At 72.9% G+C, this 14476-nt stretch carries 12 protein-coding genes; 8 read left to right on the top strand and 4 right to left on the bottom strand.

All coding sequences use genetic code 11. The features are described 5' to 3' along the window. Positions 1-75: 75 nt before the first annotated feature. Positions 76-1803 carry a glycerol-3-phosphate dehydrogenase gene (gene glpD / locus DPM19_RS10215; protein WP_111865429.1) on the top strand — a complete coding sequence of 576 codons (1728 nt, stop codon included), beginning with the start codon at positions 76-78 and terminating at the stop codon, positions 1801-1803. A 46-nt stretch (positions 1804-1849) separates the two neighbouring features. Here glpD and DPM19_RS10210 read toward each other — a convergent pair whose 3' ends face one another. Then, a complete protein-coding gene (locus DPM19_RS10210; RefSeq protein WP_111865426.1) occupies positions 1850-2521 on the bottom strand; it encodes a TetR/AcrR family transcriptional regulator in 672 nt (223 codons plus the stop codon). Between the two features lie 202 nt (positions 2522-2723). Here DPM19_RS10210 and DPM19_RS10205 point away from each other — a divergent pair, with 202 nt between their 5' ends. Together DPM19_RS10205 and DPM19_RS10200 are read left to right on the top strand one after the other, a co-directional pair. Continuing rightward, the gene (locus DPM19_RS10205) at positions 2724-4289 is read left to right on the top strand and encodes a succinic semialdehyde dehydrogenase (protein WP_111865424.1); all 1566 of its coding nucleotides are present in this window, start codon (positions 2724-2726) and stop codon (positions 4287-4289) included. An 11-nt stretch (positions 4290-4300) separates the two neighbouring features. Continuing rightward, positions 4301-6046 carry a GMC oxidoreductase gene (locus tag DPM19_RS10200; RefSeq protein ID WP_111865421.1) on the top strand — a complete coding sequence of 582 codons (1746 nt, stop codon included), beginning with the start codon at positions 4301-4303 and terminating at the stop codon, positions 6044-6046. A gap of 13 nt (positions 6047-6059) precedes the next feature. Here DPM19_RS10200 and DPM19_RS10195 read toward each other — a convergent pair whose 3' ends face one another. Then, the gene (locus DPM19_RS10195) at positions 6060-6278 is read right to left on the bottom strand and encodes a hypothetical protein (RefSeq protein ID WP_111865419.1); all 219 of its coding nucleotides are present in this window, start codon (positions 6276-6278) and stop codon (positions 6060-6062) included. 167 nt (positions 6279-6445) lie between these two features. Here DPM19_RS10195 and guaA point away from each other — a divergent pair, with 167 nt between their 5' ends. The 4 genes from guaA (at position 6446) to DPM19_RS10175 (ending at position 11334) form a co-directional block, all read left to right on the top strand. Beyond that, a complete protein-coding gene (guaA, locus tag DPM19_RS10190) occupies positions 6446-8032 on the top strand; it encodes a glutamine-hydrolyzing GMP synthase (RefSeq protein WP_111865417.1) in 1587 nt (528 codons plus the stop codon). A 66-nt stretch (positions 8033-8098) separates the two neighbouring features. Further along, positions 8099-8698 (top strand): Uma2 family endonuclease, encoded by a 600-nt coding sequence (locus DPM19_RS10185; protein ID WP_158566751.1) that lies wholly within the window; start codon positions 8099-8101, stop codon positions 8696-8698. Positions 8699-8885: 187 nt separating this feature from the next. Further along, positions 8886-9494, top strand: a complete 609-nt coding sequence (locus DPM19_RS10180; protein ID WP_111865412.1) for a hypothetical protein — start codon at positions 8886-8888, stop codon at positions 9492-9494. Between the two features lie 10 nt (positions 9495-9504). After that, positions 9505-11334 carry a glycosyltransferase family 2 protein gene (locus tag DPM19_RS10175; RefSeq protein ID WP_111865409.1) on the top strand — a complete coding sequence of 610 codons (1830 nt, stop codon included), beginning with the start codon at positions 9505-9507 and terminating at the stop codon, positions 11332-11334. Positions 11335-11661: 327 nt separating this feature from the next. Here the strand turns inward: DPM19_RS10175 and DPM19_RS10170 are convergent, their stop codons facing one another. Next, positions 11662-12363 carry a class I SAM-dependent methyltransferase gene (locus DPM19_RS10170; protein ID WP_111865407.1) on the bottom strand — a complete coding sequence of 234 codons (702 nt, stop codon included), beginning with the start codon at positions 12361-12363 and terminating at the stop codon, positions 11662-11664. A gap of 176 nt (positions 12364-12539) precedes the next feature. On the opposite strand from DPM19_RS10170, the gene DPM19_RS35200 reads away from it, so the two are divergent. Beyond that, complete coding sequence (locus tag DPM19_RS35200; RefSeq protein ID WP_158566750.1) at positions 12540-12692, top strand: hypothetical protein; 153 nt, start codon at positions 12540-12542, stop codon at positions 12690-12692. Positions 12693-13075: 383 nt separating this feature from the next. On the opposite strand, the gene DPM19_RS10165 is transcribed toward DPM19_RS35200, so the two are convergent. Further along, a complete protein-coding gene (locus DPM19_RS10165) occupies positions 13076-14395 on the bottom strand; it encodes an SRPBCC domain-containing protein (RefSeq protein ID WP_158566749.1) in 1320 nt (439 codons plus the stop codon). Positions 14396-14476: the final 81 nt, after the last annotated feature.

Genomic DNA, 14476 nt, shown 5'->3' with positions numbered 1-14476 from the left:
ATCACGTGCGTACGCTGTCCCTACTGTTGGGTAAGTAACGGTCGGATCCAGCCGTATCCGGGGGAGGCGACGCGTATGACCGGACTGGGAACCTCGCGCCTGGGGCCCGCCGAACGGGCGGCCGCACTGGAGGCGATGGAGCGGCAGGAGTTCGACGTCGTGGTCGTGGGCGGCGGGATCGTGGGCGCGGGCGCGGCCCTCGACGCCGCGACCCGCGGCCTGACGGTGGCCGTGGTGGAGGCGCGCGACTTCGCCTCGGGCACGTCGTCGCGCTCGTCCAAACTGATCCACGGCGGGCTGCGCTACCTGGAGCAGTTCAACTTCGACCTGGTGCGCGAGGCGCTGACCGAGCGGGGGCTGCTGCTCCAGCGGATCGCGCCGCACCTGGTCCGCCCGGTGCCGTTCCTGTTCCCGATGACCCACCGGGTCTGGGAGCGGGGGTACGTCGGGGCCGGGGTGGCGCTGTACGACGCGCTGGCCTTCCAGATGGGCAACGCCCGGGGCCTGCCGCACCACCGGCACCTCACCCGGCGGCGCGCGCTGCGGCTGGCGCCGGCGCTCCGCAAGGACAGCTTCACCGGGGCGGTGCAGTACTGGGACGCCCAGGTCGACGACGCGCGCTTCGTGATGATGGCGCTGCGCACGGCCGCCGAGTACGGCGCCCGGGTGGCGTCGCGCTGCCAGTGCGTGGGTTTCCTGCGGGAGGGCGAGCGGGTCACCGGGGTGCGGATCCGGGATCTGGAGACCGGCACCGACGCCGCGGTGCGCGCCAAGCAGGTGGTGAACGCCACCGGGGTGTGGACCGACGACATCCAGGAGCTGGTGGGCGGGCGCGGGCAGATCCACGTCCGGGCGTCCAAGGGCGTGCACCTGGTGGTGCCCCGGGACCGGATCCACTCGGCCACCGGGATCATCCTGCGCACCGAGAAGTCGGTGCTGTTCGTGATCCCGTGGGGCCGGCACTGGATCATCGGCACCACCGACACCCCGTGGGACCTGGACAAGGTGCACCCGGCCGCGTCCAAGGTCGACATCGACTACGTGCTGGCGCACGTGAACTCCGTGCTGAACGTCCCGCTCACCCCGGACGACGTGGAGGGGGTGTACGCGGGGCTGCGCCCGCTGCTGTCGGGCGAGTCGGCCGAGACGTCCGCGCTCTCGCGGGAGCACGTGGTGGCGCACCCGGTGCCGGGCCTGGTGCTGGTGGCCGGCGGGAAGTACACCACCTACCGGGTGATGGCCAAGGACGCCATCGACGCGGTGGCGCATGGCTTGGACGGCAAGGTCGCCGAGTCGTGCACCGACCGGATCGCGCTGGTCGGCGGCGAGGGCTTCCAGGCGCTGTGGAACGGCCGGCAGCGGCTGGCGGCGTCCTCGGGGCTGCACGTGGCCCGGATCGAGCACCTGCTGTACCGGTACGGCACCCTGGTCGATGATCTGCTCGACCTGATCGCCGAGCGGCCCGACCTGGGCCGGCCGCTGGGCGGGGCCGACGACTACCTGCGCGCCGAGATCGTGTACGCGGCCTCGCACGAGGGCGCGCGGCACCTCAACGACGTGCTCGCCCGCCGGACCCGGATCTCGATCGAGGCCTGGGACCGGGGGGTCGGCGTGGCGCGAGAGACCGCGGAGCTGATCGCGCCGGTGCTCGGCTGGTCGAAGAAGCAGACCGACCGGGAGGTCGAGTACTACCTCAAGCGGGTCGAGGCCGAGCGCGCTTCGCAGAGCCAGAGCGGCGACCAGGAGGCCGACGCCCGCCGCCGGGGCGCGCCCGACATCGTCCCCACCACGTCTCCCGCCTGAGCCACGGCGGGATCAGTGCCCCGTCACCGCCCCCGTCACCGCCCCGTCACCGCATCGCCGGCCCGAGGATGAGGCGCAGGCCGGCGGAGTACAGGTCGGCGGGCACCCGCTCGGGGTCGAGCAGGTGCTGGAGCGCCAGCCCGAGGTCCACCGCCAGGGCCAGGGTCGCCCGCTCCTCGGGGAGCAGGCCGTCGACCTCCTCCAGCCCCTCGGCCAGGCCGTCGCGCCGTCCCTCGTACCAGTCGGCGAGCCGCCGGCCCGGTGCGCGGTGGCGCATCCCGTACAGCCAGAGCTCTCCCATCAGCAGGGAGAGCAGCCGGGCCTCGTCGCTGCCGAGGTGCCGGGAGTAGGCCTCGCCCGCCTGCTCCAGCCGCTCCTGCGGCGGCGTACCGTCGGCGTGCAGCGCGCCGTAGATCTCGGCCTCGACACCCACCATGGCCTGGATCCGCTGTTCGAGGAGCGCCAGCAGCAGGTCGGTCTTGCCGGAGAAGTTGCTGTAGACGGCGCCCTTGGTCAGGCCGGCGGCCGCGGCGACGTCGTCGAGCGACGCGCCGTGGATGCCCCGCTCGGCCCACAGCCGCCGGGCGGCGGCCAGCAGCGCGGTGCGGGTCTGTTCGCGCCGTTCGGGGCGCCCGGCAGGCGTACGTGGTGGCCCCCCCGGCCCCACGTCCGCCTGCCCGTCCGCCAGATCCAGCGACCCCCCCTGGACGTTGATCATGTGCGTTCCCCTCTCACCCCGATCGCCGTCGGGGCGGCGATCCTCCCTCAACGGATACACCGCAATTGCATGATCATGATGAGAGTTGCAGAGGAAGTCATCCCTTGGAACGGTGCAACTCGGTTTAGAGAGGGAGATGTCACCAAGAATCCTCAGTTACTTGTGGGTAGCCACAGCTTTCCGGCGGCCCTAGAGTGCGTTCATGGCAATCCCCACTGCCGACGAGCGGATATTTTCCCCCACGATCGCCGAGCGGCTGGCCGCCCGAGTCACCGCCGATGGAGATGCCTCCGCGGCCATTTCCGCGCCCGCCACCGGTGAACCGCTGGCCACCCTTCCCATTTCCGGCCCCGACGACGTGCACGCCGCGTACGCCCGGGCCAGGGAGGCGCAGCGCGCCTGGGCCGAGGTGCCCGTGTCGGAGCGGGCCCGGCCGTTCCTGCGGATGGTCGACGAACTCGTCGACCGCCGCGACGAGATCCTCGACATCATCCAGCTCGAAACGGGCAAAGCCCGCCGGCACGCCTACGAGGAGTTCCTCGACGTGGCGTTGTGCTCGCTGTACTACGCGCGCCGGGCACGCCGGCTACTGCGGCCCCGCCGCCGGCAGGGCGCCTTCCCGCTGGCCACCCGGACCCGCGAGCTGCGCCGGCCCAAGGGCGTGATCGGCCTGATCTCGCCGTGGAACTACCCGTTCAGCCTCGGGGTCAGCGACATCGTCCCGGCGCTGCTGGCCGGCAACGCGGTGGTGCACAAGCCCGACACCCAGACCGCGCTGTCCAGCCTGTGGGCGCTCGACCTGCTGGTCTCCCTGGGCATGCCCGCCGACATCTGGCAGATCGTGCTCGGCGAGCCCGCCGAGATCGGCGACCCGCTGCTGGACAACGCCGACTACGTCGCGTTCACCGGCTCCACCCGGGGCGGCCGGGCCGTCGCCGAGAAGGCCGCACCCCGGCTGGTCGGCTACTCGCTGGAGCTGGGCGGCAAGAACCCGATGATCGTGCTGCCGGACGCCGACATCGACCGCACCGTGCGCGGCGCCGTCCGGGCGTGCTTCACCAACTCCGGCCAGCTCTGCATCTCGATCGAGCGGCTGTACGTCCACGAGGACGTCTACGACACGTTCGTACCGAAGTTCGCCGAGCGGGTCGGGAAGATGAAACTCGGCACCGGGTTCGGCTACGACGTCGAGATGGGGTCGATGACCTACCAGCGCCAGCTCGACGCCGTCGCCGCCCAGGTGGACCAGGCGGTGGAGCGGGGAGCCACCCTGCTGGCCGGCGGCAAGCCCCGGCCCGACATCGGCCCGCTGTTCTTCGAACCCACCGTGCTCGCCGACGTGACCGGCGAAATGGACCTGTGCGCGGGCGAGACCTTCGGCCCGGTGGTGAGCGTCTACCGGTACCGGGACGAGGAGGAGGCGATCGCCCTGGCCAACGACACCGCCTACGGCCTGAACGCCTCCATCTGGACCAAGGACGTGGCCCGGGGCCGCCGGGTCGCCGCCCGCATCCAGGCCGGGACGGTCAACGTCAACGAGGGGTACGGGGCGGCGTTCGCCTCCTACGACGCCCCGATGGGCGGCATGAAGCAGTCGGGCGTCGGCCGCCGGCACGGCGCCGAGGGACTGCTGAAGTACACCGAGGCGCAGACGGTCTCCAGCCAGCACCTCGTGGAACTGGAGCCGCCCGCCCGCATCGAGTACGGCAAGTACGCCAACGGCCTGGCCATGGCCATCAAGCTCATGAAGCGGCTCCACATCAAGTAGGGACATGCCTCATGTACGACTACGACGTTCTGGTGGTGGGCTCGGGATTCGGCGGCAGCGTGTCCGCGCTGCGGCTGACCGAGAAGGGGTACAAGGTCGCGGTGGCCGAGGCCGGCCGCCGGTTCGACGACCCCGGCGGCGCGCCCGGTGCGCGGCACCACGACCTGCCCAAGACGTCCTGGCGGACCTTCCGCTACCTGTGGGCGCCCGCCCTGGGGATGACCGGAATCCAGCGGATCCACCTGCTGCGCGGCCAGAAAGGCAGCCGGGTGCTGATCCTGGCCGGCGCCGGGGTGGGCGGCGGTTCCCTGGTGTACGCCAACACGCTGTACGAGCCGCTGCAGCCGTTCTACGACGACCCGCAGTGGAGCGGCATCACCGACTGGCGATCCGAGCTGGCCCCCTACTACGACCAGGCCAAGCGGATGCTGGGCGTGGTGACCAACCCCACCATGACCCCCGCCGACCAGGCGATGCGGCGGATAGCCGAGCGGATGGACCGCGGCGACACCTTCCACCTGACCCCGGTCGGGGTGTACTTCGGCGGCGGGCCCGGCGAGGAGGCCGCCGACCCCTACTTCGGCGGGGTCGGGCCGCGGCGCCGGGGCTGCGACGAGTGCGGCTCGTGCATGACGGGCTGCCGCCGCGGCTCCAAGAACATGCTCACCGAGAACTACCTCTACCTGGCCGAGAAGGCCGGAGCCGAGGTGCTGCCGCTGACCCGGGTCGTCTCGGTGCGGCCCCGCGCCGCGGGCGGCTACGAGGTGCGGCTCGTCCGGACGGGTTCGTTCGGCCGGCGCCGGCGCACCCTGATCGTCGAGCAGGTGGTCTTCTCGGCGGGCACCTACGGCACCCAGAAGCTGCTGCACCGGCTCAAGGCGACCGGCGAGCTGCCCGGGATCTCCGACCGGCTGGGCGTGCTCACCCGGACCAACTCCGAGGCGATCCTGGGCGCCGAGCGGATGCGCCGCAAGGGCGACGACCACTCCCGGGGCCTGGCCATCACCTCCTCGTTCCACCCGGACGAGCACACCCATGTCGAGCCGGTCCGCTACGGCAAGGGCTCCAACGCGATGGGGCTGATCCGCACGTTGCTGATCGACGGTCCCGGCGAGGACGGCTCGGGACGGGCGCCGCGCTGGCTGAAGTTTCTCGGCGAGGCCGCCCGGCAGCCGTGGCGGCTGCCCCAGCTGTTCAACCTGCGGCGCTGGTCCGAGCGGACCGTCATCGCGCTGGTCATGCAGGTGCGGGACAACTCGATCACCGTCCGCATGCGCCGGGGCCCGTTCGGCCGGGGGCTGCGCGCCCGGCGGGGGCACGGCGAGCCCAGCCCGACCTGGATCCCGCAGGGGCACCGCGCCACCCGGCTGCTCGCCGAGGAGATCGGCGGGCTGGCGGGCGGTTCCTGGCTCGACCTGTTCAACATCCCCACCACCGCGCACTTCATCGGCGGCTGCGCGATCGGCGCGTCTCCCGGGGAGGGCGTGATCGACCCCTACCACCGGCTCTACGGCCACCCCGGCCTGCACGTGGTGGACGGTTCCACCATCTCGGCGAACCTGGGCGTCAACCCGTCCCTCACCATCACCGCCCAGGCCGAGCGCGCCATGGCGTTCTGGCCCAACCGGGGCGACACCGACTCCCGCCCCACCCTGGGCACGCCCTACCGGCGCATTCCCGCGGTGGCCCCCAAGAACCCGATGGTTCCCGAGGCGGCCCCCGCCGCCCTCCGCCTGCCGATCGTCGGCATCACCTGACCCGCCCCGGGGATCAGAAGACGTCCTTGTACATCATCCAGATCAGGGCGATGACGTGGGTGACGATGACGATGAACAGGGTGCCGAAGAAGACGTAGGCCGCGGTGCGGTGCTCGAAGTGGTTTCCCGGGTCCTTGGCGGGCTTGGCGGCCACCTCGGCCTGGCGTTCCGCGATCTGCTGTTCGAGCGGTTTGAACCCGCGGAGCATGGTCGATTTGAGCCCGCGTGCCATGGCGCCCCCTTTGTCGGATTACTTACCTTTGTACCTTCCGCGGGGAAGAGCGGGTGACCGGGGCGGCATCGGCGCAGGCCGGGGGCGCCTAGACTGGGGGCGCCCGGCGAGCGGCCCCGTGCGCGGCGCTCCCGGTGCCCGTCCCACGCACTCGAAAGGCGTTGCCGGTGTCCGTCGAGCAGTCCCAGCGAACCCCCCACCACGGTGACACCGTGCTGGTCGTCGACTTCGGCGCGCAGTACGCGCAGTTGATCGCGCGGCGGGTGCGCGAGTGCCAGGTGTACAGCGAGATCGTCCCCTCGACCATGTCGGTCGCGGAGATGCTGGCCAAGAACCCCAAGGCGATCATCCTGTCCGGCGGCCCGGCGTCGGTCTACGCCGAGGGCGCCCCCGCCGCCCCGGCCGGGCTGTTCGAGACCGGGGTGCCGACCCTCGGCATCTGCTACGGCCACCAGGTGATGGCGCGGGCGCTGGGCGGGACGGTCGAGAACTCCGACGTCGCCGAGTACGGCGGCACCACCGTCTCGGTGCTGGCGCCGGGCACGCTGCTGGCCGGCCTGCCCGCGACCCAGGCGGTGTGGATGTCCCACCGCGACCACACCAGCGCCGCCCCGGCCGGGTTCACGGTGACCGCCCGCACGGACGTCATCCCGGTCGCGGCGATGGAGGACGCCGAGCGCGGCCTGTACGGGGTGCAGTTCCACCCCGAGGTGCTGCACACCGAGCACGGCATGGACGTACTGCGGCACTTCCTGTACGACGCCGCGGGCTGCCGTCCGGGCTGGACGATGGTCAACATTGCTGAGGAGGCGATCGAGGCCGTCCGCGCCCGGGTCGGCGAGACCGGGCGGGCGATCTGCGGGCTGAGCGGCGGCGTCGACTCGGCGGTCGCCGCGGCGCTCGTCCAGCGGGCCATCGGCGACCGGCTGACCTGCGTGTTCGTCGACCACGGGCTGCTGCGCAAGGGCGAGGCCGAACAGGTCGAGAAGGACTTCGTGGCCGCCACCGGGGTGGACCTGGTGGTGGTGGACGCCGCCGACCGGTTCCTGGCGGAGCTCGCCGGGGTCACCGACCCGGAGACCAAGCGGAAGATCATCGGTCGGGAGTTCATCCGGGCCTTCGAGTCGGCCGCCCGCGACATCGTCGCCGAGCGCGAGGGCCCGGTCGAGTTCCTGGTCCAGGGCACCCTCTACCCGGACGTGGTCGAGTCCGGCGGCGGCACCGGCGCCGCCAACATCAAGTCGCACCACAACGTCGGCGGCCTCCCCGAGGACCTGCAGTTCGGCCTGGTCGAGCCGCTGCGCACCCTCTTCAAGGACGAGGTGCGCGCCCTGGGCGAGCAACTCGGCCTGCCCGCCGAGATCGTCTGGCGGCACCCGTTCCCCGGCCCTGGCCTGGCCATCCGCATCATCGGCGCGGTCGACCGCGACCGCCTCGCCATCCTGCGCGAGGCCGACGCCATCGCCCGGGAAGAGTTGACCGCCGCCGGTCTCGACCGCGACATCTGGCAGTTCCCGGTGGTCCTGCTGGCCGACGTCCGTTCGGTCGGCGTCCAGGGCGACGGCCGCACCTACGGCCACCCGGTCGTCCTTCGCCCCGTCACCAGCGAGGACGCGATGACCGCCGACTGGGCCCGGCTGCCCTACGACGTCCTGCAGAAGATCTCCACCCGCATTACCAACGAGGTCCGCGAGATCAACCGCGTGGTGGTCGACGTCACCAGCAAGCCCCCCGGCACCATCGAGTGGGAGTGACCTCCAGGTGACTCCATGCACCGAAACGCCTGCGATGCGTGCGCATCGGCGTCTACGGTTCCGCATGTGACGATCTGGCGCCCTGAGAGCACGCTCGACGAGTACACGAGCCTGTGGAATCACCCCGGTGAGTGGACGGAGCAGGACTTCTTCGCCCTGCCCGCCGGAGCGCCGAAGATCGAACTCATCGACGGGCGGCTCGTCGTGAGCGGATCGCCCGGACAGGGGCATCAGCGGCTGCTGCGGCGGCTGGCCGAGGAACTGGAGGCCGGGGCTCCTGACCGGCTCGCCGTCTGCGTGCAGCTCAACGTGCGCGTCGACGCCAGCAAGATCCTCATACCGGATGTGGTGGCGACCTACGAAGTGGACGACGTGCTGGTCCACGACCCGGCGCAGGTGCCGCTGGTCGCGGAGATCCCACCCGCGGCGGAGTGGGAGTACAAACGCGAACTGTACGCCCGGGCGGGGATCCCCTGGTACCTCCTCGTTCAGCAAGACGGAGAGGGCCGCCCGAGCTTGGCGCTCCACCGGCTCGACAGCGGGAGTTACGAGCGGCACGCCGAAGCCACCTGCGGGGAGGTTCTGGAACTTCCCGAACCGCTCGGCTCGATCGATCCGGCGGATCTGTTGAAGCGCCGGCCCCGAGATGCCGAAAGGCCCGGCTGAGCAGGGCCCCCGTCCTTCACCGTGAGGATCGATCCGTAGCGGCCACGCGGTTCGCTCGTCCCCGCGGGTGGCTGAGTTCGGGCCGCGTGACCGGCGGGTAGATCGTAACCGTTCCGGGGGTCAAGTCTCCGTCAGCAGGGCGCGGTACGCGCTCGCTCCGGTGCGGCGGGTGCTCATGCTAGGGCGCATGACACGTGACGGCTGGTGGTCGGCGCGGGCCATCGACCCGCTCGCCGGGCCGCTCGCCCGGGCCGTGGTCGACCGCACCCCGGTCACCCCCGCCCAGCTCACCGCGGTGGCGGCGCTGCTCTGCATGGCCGCCGCGGGCGGCTTCCTGCAGGCCGGCCGGCTCTGGTGGGCGATCGGGGCGGTGCTGTACCTGGCCGGCGGTGTGGCCGACCGGGCGGCGCTGGCTGTGGCGGAGCTGCGGGCCGACCGGGACGGCCGCTTCTACCGCTGGCTGCGCGAGGCGCTGACCCGCTGCTGCTTCCTGGGCTGCGCGCTGGGTGCGCTGCTCGGCCAGTTCGCCCGCACCGAGGATCCGGTCTACCCGCTGCTGGCGGTGCTCGTGGTCGGCGCCGACTTGGTCTTCCGGGCGCTGACCGAAGGGTTGCCCGCCAGCGTGCCGGTCCGGTTCGGGCTCGCCGACCTGGCCTTCGCCGCCTGCATCGCCGGTCCGCTGACCGGCCTGTACCTGCCCGTCATCGTCGTGGCCGCCGTCGCGGTGCTCTGCTCGGGGCTGTCCACCGTGCACCGGGCCTGGACCTTCGCGGCGGAACCGGCCACCCGGACCTAGGGAGCCGAGCATGTCGCCGAAGCTCAGTGTCGTCGTCCCCCTGCACAACGCCGAACCCCGGCTGGCGCGCTGCCTGGACGCGCTGGCCGCCCAGACCCTGGACGACCTGGAAGTGATCGTGGTGGACGACGGGTCCACCGACGACGGAGCGGTGCTCGCCGACGCGTACGTCCGCCGCGACCCGAGGTTCAGGCTCGTCCGGCAGGACCACCGGGGCCCGGGGCCGGCCCGCAACGCCGGCGTCCTGGAGGCCACCGGGGAGTACCTCGCCTTCGCCGAGGTGGACGACGTCATGGCCCGCCGCGCCTACGACCTGCTGGCCGGCTCGCTGGAACTGACGGGCTCCGACCTGGCCGTCGGCGCGCCGTCCGGCCCGGTGGCCGAGGGCACCCGCCTGGAGCGCCACCCCTGCCTGCTGCGCGACCGCACGCTGGGCACCAAGGTCTTCCGCCGGGCGTTCTGGGACTCCTGCGGGTTGGAGTTCCCCGCCGGCCCGTGCCCGGACCCGCCGGTCACCGTGACGGCCCTGCTGCGGGCCACCGCCGTGGACGTCCTGCCCGACGCGGTCCGGAGCCGGCGGCCGGGCCCGGACACCGGGCTGGTGCCCCGGCTGGCGGGCGCCCGGTCGGTGCGGCGGCTGGTCGCCGCGCACGCCCCCCGGCTGCTGCCCGACTACGACGAGCTGGTCCTCATCGACATCGAGCTGCGCGCCCTGCTGGCGGCGCTGCCGGACCGGCTCCCCGACAGCCCCGACGCCGTCCTGCTCACCCGGCTGGGCGCCGAGCTGCTGGCGGAGATCGACCCGGCGCTGATCCGGCGGTTCCCGTCGATCGACCGGCTGCGGCTGCACCTGCTGGGCCGCCGGATGCTGCCGGAACTGCTGGTGGCGCTGCGGTACGACCCGCGCGACGGGACGCCGGTGGTGCGGCGCGGCCGGCGCGGCCGGCGGTACGCGGAGCACCCCTTCTTCGAGGACGCCGCCCTGGACGTCCCCCGGAGCGTCTACGACGTGACCGACGAGCTCGTCCCCGAGGCCCGGATCGACCGGGCGTCCTGGACCCGGGAGGGCCGGTTGCGGATCGAGGGCCACGCTTACATCCCCTACCTGGACGCCGACGGTTCGCGGCTGCGGCTCTGGCTGACCGGTGGCCGGTGGCGCCGCCCGATCCGGGTACCGGTGCGGCGCGTCCTGCGGCCCGATGTGACCGCGGCCTCGGGGCAGTCGGTGGCCTCCTACGACCATTCGGGCTTCACGGCCGAGATCGACCCGGCCCGGCTGGGGGCGGCGACCGAATGGCGGCTGTACGCCGCGGTCGCCAACCAGGGGCTGCGCCGCCGCCGGATGGTGGGCGCCGGCGGGCTGCGGGCGACCGGCCGTGAGCTGGCCGGAGGGGTGCGGGTCCAGGCGCTCCCGGACGAGTGGGGCCTGCTGCTGCGGGTCCGCCCGGTCGAGGTGGAGCTCACCGGCCACCGGCGGGCCGGCGACCAGCTGGAGCTGTCCGGCCGGCTGGCACGCGACCCCGGGCTGCTGGCCCGGGTCACCGCCACCACCGGGCGTGGCGGCCGGTGGGTCCGCGGCCCGATCGAGGCGTCCCGGCGCACCGACGGGTGGTTCGACTTCCGGGCCCGGCTGCCGCTGGCCGAACTGATCCGTGATCCGGGGGAGAGCGGGGACGTCGGCTGGGAGATCACCCTGGCCGGCGGGATCGAGGTACCGCTGCCCGACGACTTCGCCGAGACCGACTACCGGCTGCCCGACGGCAGCGAGTTCGTCCTCACCCGCACCCGCACCGGCCTGCTGCACGGAGTCGGCCGAGTCCCCCTCCACGCCCTCGCCTGAACCGGTCGGGGGCGGATCGGGGCCGCAGGGAGCGCGTGGTTCGCGGGGGCTTGCCTGGACGGGCCGAGGGCCGGAGCGAGGCGGCTGCCCAGTGCGGGAGTGCGTGGTTCAGGTGACACAGGTTCGGCCGAACCTGTCGAGGGGCGAAGCAGGGCGAGTGCTCCGTGGAGCGAGCCTGCGGGCCGGGCGGCATGGACTCAGCCAAGCCGGTCGGGAGGCAGCGCGGGTTGCACGGCCCGCCGGTGGGTGGGGCTCGGCTGGAACGAGCACATGCCCGGTGGGCGGGGGCCGGTCATCAGGTCGGTGAGCCCCGGCGGAGAGCGGTGCTCACGGTATGGGGCGGTGGGCGCGGGCGAACAGCGCGGCGCCGGGGCGGTCCTTGATCGGCAGTCGGCGTTCGGCCGCCAGGGTGGCCCGGTGCAGCAGGTCGGTGAACCTGCCCGGCTCCGCGAGGACGTGCCCGGTGGGCCGGTGCCGGGACCGCCGCAGCCAGGGGCGGAGCAGGATGTTCCAGCTCCACATCCGGTCGGTCAGCAGCCCGGCGCCGGTCAGCAGGTCGGCGAGTTCCGGGCGGGTGTACCGGCGGACGTGGCCCAGCAGCAGGTCCTCCACCGACCACAGGCCCGGGTCGCAGGGTACGCAGATCAGTGCGGTTCCGCCCGGCCGCAGTACCCGGGTGATCTCCGCGGCGGCGGCCCGGTCGTCCTCGACGCGCGCCAGCACGTCGAAGGCCACCGCGAGGTCGAAGTCGGCCTCGGGGAACGGCAGGTGGCGGGCGTCGCCCTGACAGGCCTCGACACCCTGGGCGAGGGCGAGTTCCACCGCGTCCGCGGACTCATCCACGGCCATCACCGCCCAACCGCGGTCGAGTAGCGTCCGGCCCGTGCGGCAGCCCGCCGGACCGATGTCGATCGCGTGCCCCGGTCCGCCCAGCCCGCGCAGTTCCCGAGCGAGGACCGACCGGCGTTCCCGGTACCACCGGCTGGTGTCCTGAACCCCGGAGATCCGTCGCAGCTCGGCAGTGTCCACGTCCCCGCCCCCTCTCGCCGCCGACTCGCGGAAGGTAGCAGCCCGCCACGCTCGGTGATGATCGACGCTCGGGGGCTGGCCCAGGGCTTTGCCGATCCGACGGAGCGGCGTGGCCTTGTCCAGCCGATTTGGGGGGAATCACCCAAACGGGAAACTCGAGAAGGGAGGCGGATCCGTTGGCTCGTCCCGGATTCCGCCGGCGGCTCGCCCGCCGCGGCGGCACGTTGATCGTCCTCGGCACGGTGGCCTATATGGCACCGTTGTTCATGCTCGCCGTGGCCGTGCTGGCCTTCAGTCTCGGCGCATACGCAGTCGTCCGCCAGGGCTGACCGCCACCCACTCGACCTGCCTGAAAGCCACCTGAACTACCCGTATAACCCTACAGAGTCCAGCCCTCCTAAAAAGACGAAGGGCCCTCAATTCGGATATTCCATCCACAGTTCTTCGGTCTTAGGCGGCGCAGTAACACACCAAATGCTGAAAGGCCGTCCTGCCCTTTGCCTTCGGCGCGTGATCCTTCAGGATTCGGTGCGCCATGGCGCCTCGAAAGCTGAAGGATCACCAGAGACGGCAACCACAACTCACAGATCCTTCAGCTTGTGGTGTGCCATAGCGCACTGGATGCTGAAGGAGCACGGGCGGTGGTTGCCCGCCCGCCCGGTGCGGTGGGGGCGGGGAGCCCGGCGGCGCTCAGGGCGGGGCCGTGGGTGGCTCAGCGGTGGTGGCGGCCCCTGCGGCGGCGGAACAGGTAGCGGACGGTGAGCAGGGCCGCGACGCCCGCCACCAGCGGGGCGGTGCGTTTGGCGACCGCCGACACCTTCTCCGCGGGTTCCTCTCCGTCTTCGGCGTCCCGTGCGGTGAGAGCGGCCTCGGCGGCGCCCTGCTGGTCCACGACGCCCTGTGGCTCGGGGTCGATCGGCTGCCGGGCGGTGCTCGTTCCCCGGTCCGCGGCGTTCTGGGCGGCGGGCTCGGCCGGTGGCTCGGCCGCGGCTCGCTGCTGGTCCACGACGTCCCGGGGCTCGGCTGCGGGTGGCCGGTCCGCGGTGCGGCTTTCGGGTTCGGTCGGCGGAGCCTTGGCGTGCCGGGGTTCGGGTGCGCGGTCGGCGGTAGCCGGCGGCCGGTCCGCGGCGTGGCTTTCGGGTTCGGTCGGCGGGACCTCGGTGTTCCGGGGTTCGGGTGCGCGGTCGGCGGGGGCCGGTGGCTGGTCCGCGGCGGTCCGGTCCGCGGGCTCGGGCGGCTGGTCCGCGGCGGCCCGGGGCTCGGGTGAGGGGCCTGGGGTGGTCGGCGGCTGGTCCGTGGCGGGGCGGTCTTCGGGGCCGGCCGGCTGGTTCGCGCCGTGCGGGGGTTCGGCTGCGGCTGCGGGGGTTTCCCGCTGTTCGGCGGTTGGCTCCGGTGCAGCGGCGAGGCCCTGCGCGGCGGGCTGCTGGCCCAGGGAGTCCTGGCCGGAGGGCCGGTCGGAGGACCGGTGGTCTTCGGCGGGCGGTCCGGCGGTGCGGTCGGTGACGTTCTGGTCCAGGACGTCTCGCGGGGCGGGCTCGCCCGGCTTCTCGGCAGCGGGGTCGACGACGCCTCGGATGGGCGTGGGAGCGGGGCGGGGGGCCGACTCCAGCGCCGTGGCGAGGGCCTTGGCGAAACGGCCCAGCAGCCGGGCGGCCGAGTCGGTGAGGACCTCGCGGTCGAGTTGGGTGGGGCGCCCCGTGACGTTGAGCTTGGCGTGCAGGACGACCCGGGTGGCGTCGCCGGCCTCGTGCAGCCGGATCTGGACGGTGACGCTCGCGGTGCCGGAGCCCCGGGCCTCCCGGCCGGTGGCCTCGATCGTGACGGTGCGCGTGCCGGCGTCGGCCGCCGCGATCCGTGCGGTACCCCGGTAGGTGATGGTCGTCGTGCCGAGCCGGACCTTGAGCCGGGCGGAGTCCTCGCCCGAGCCGGGGACCGCCCCGGGCACGCTGGCCGTCAGGTGTTCCGCGTCCAGCAGGACCGGCCAGGCGCGCTCCACCGGTACCGGAACGGTGAATTCATGATCGAACTCCATGAGCGCCCCCTCCATCCGGTAAATGGTCTTTGCGACCCTACGGGCGTAACGCCGTACCTGACCAGAGGGCTTCCCCGGGAA

Origin of the sequence: Actinomadura craniellae (assembly GCF_003289645.1) — a bacterium.
Classification (GTDB): domain Bacteria; phylum Actinomycetota; class Actinomycetes; order Streptosporangiales; family Streptosporangiaceae; genus Actinomadura_D; species Actinomadura_D craniellae.
The sequence above is the reverse complement of the archived record's forward strand: the minus strand, read 5'-3'. Positions and strand labels throughout refer to the sequence as shown.

What these genes read in the sequence shown, in the direction of transcription:
- glpD (WP_111865429.1), top strand. Translation starts at nt 76, where the DNA reads ATGACCGGACTGGGAACCTCGCGCCTGGGGCCCGCCGAACGGGCGGCC.
- DPM19_RS10210 (WP_111865426.1), bottom strand. Translation starts at nt 2,521, where the DNA reads ATGATCAACGTCCAGGGGGGGTCGCTGGATCTGGCGGACGGGCAGGCG.
- DPM19_RS10205 (WP_111865424.1), top strand. Translation starts at nt 2,724, where the DNA reads ATGGCAATCCCCACTGCCGACGAGCGGATATTTTCCCCCACGATCGCC.
- DPM19_RS10200 (WP_111865421.1), top strand. Translation starts at nt 4,301, where the DNA reads ATGTACGACTACGACGTTCTGGTGGTGGGCTCGGGATTCGGCGGCAGC.
- DPM19_RS10195 (WP_111865419.1), bottom strand. Translation starts at nt 6,278, where the DNA reads ATGGCACGCGGGCTCAAATCGACCATGCTCCGCGGGTTCAAACCGCTC.
- DPM19_RS10180 (WP_111865412.1), top strand. Translation starts at nt 8,886, where the DNA reads ATGACACGTGACGGCTGGTGGTCGGCGCGGGCCATCGACCCGCTCGCC.
- DPM19_RS10175 (WP_111865409.1), top strand. Translation starts at nt 9,505, where the DNA reads ATGTCGCCGAAGCTCAGTGTCGTCGTCCCCCTGCACAACGCCGAACCC.
- DPM19_RS10165 (WP_158566749.1), bottom strand. Translation starts at nt 14,395, where the DNA reads ATGGAGTTCGATCATGAATTCACCGTTCCGGTACCGGTGGAGCGCGCC.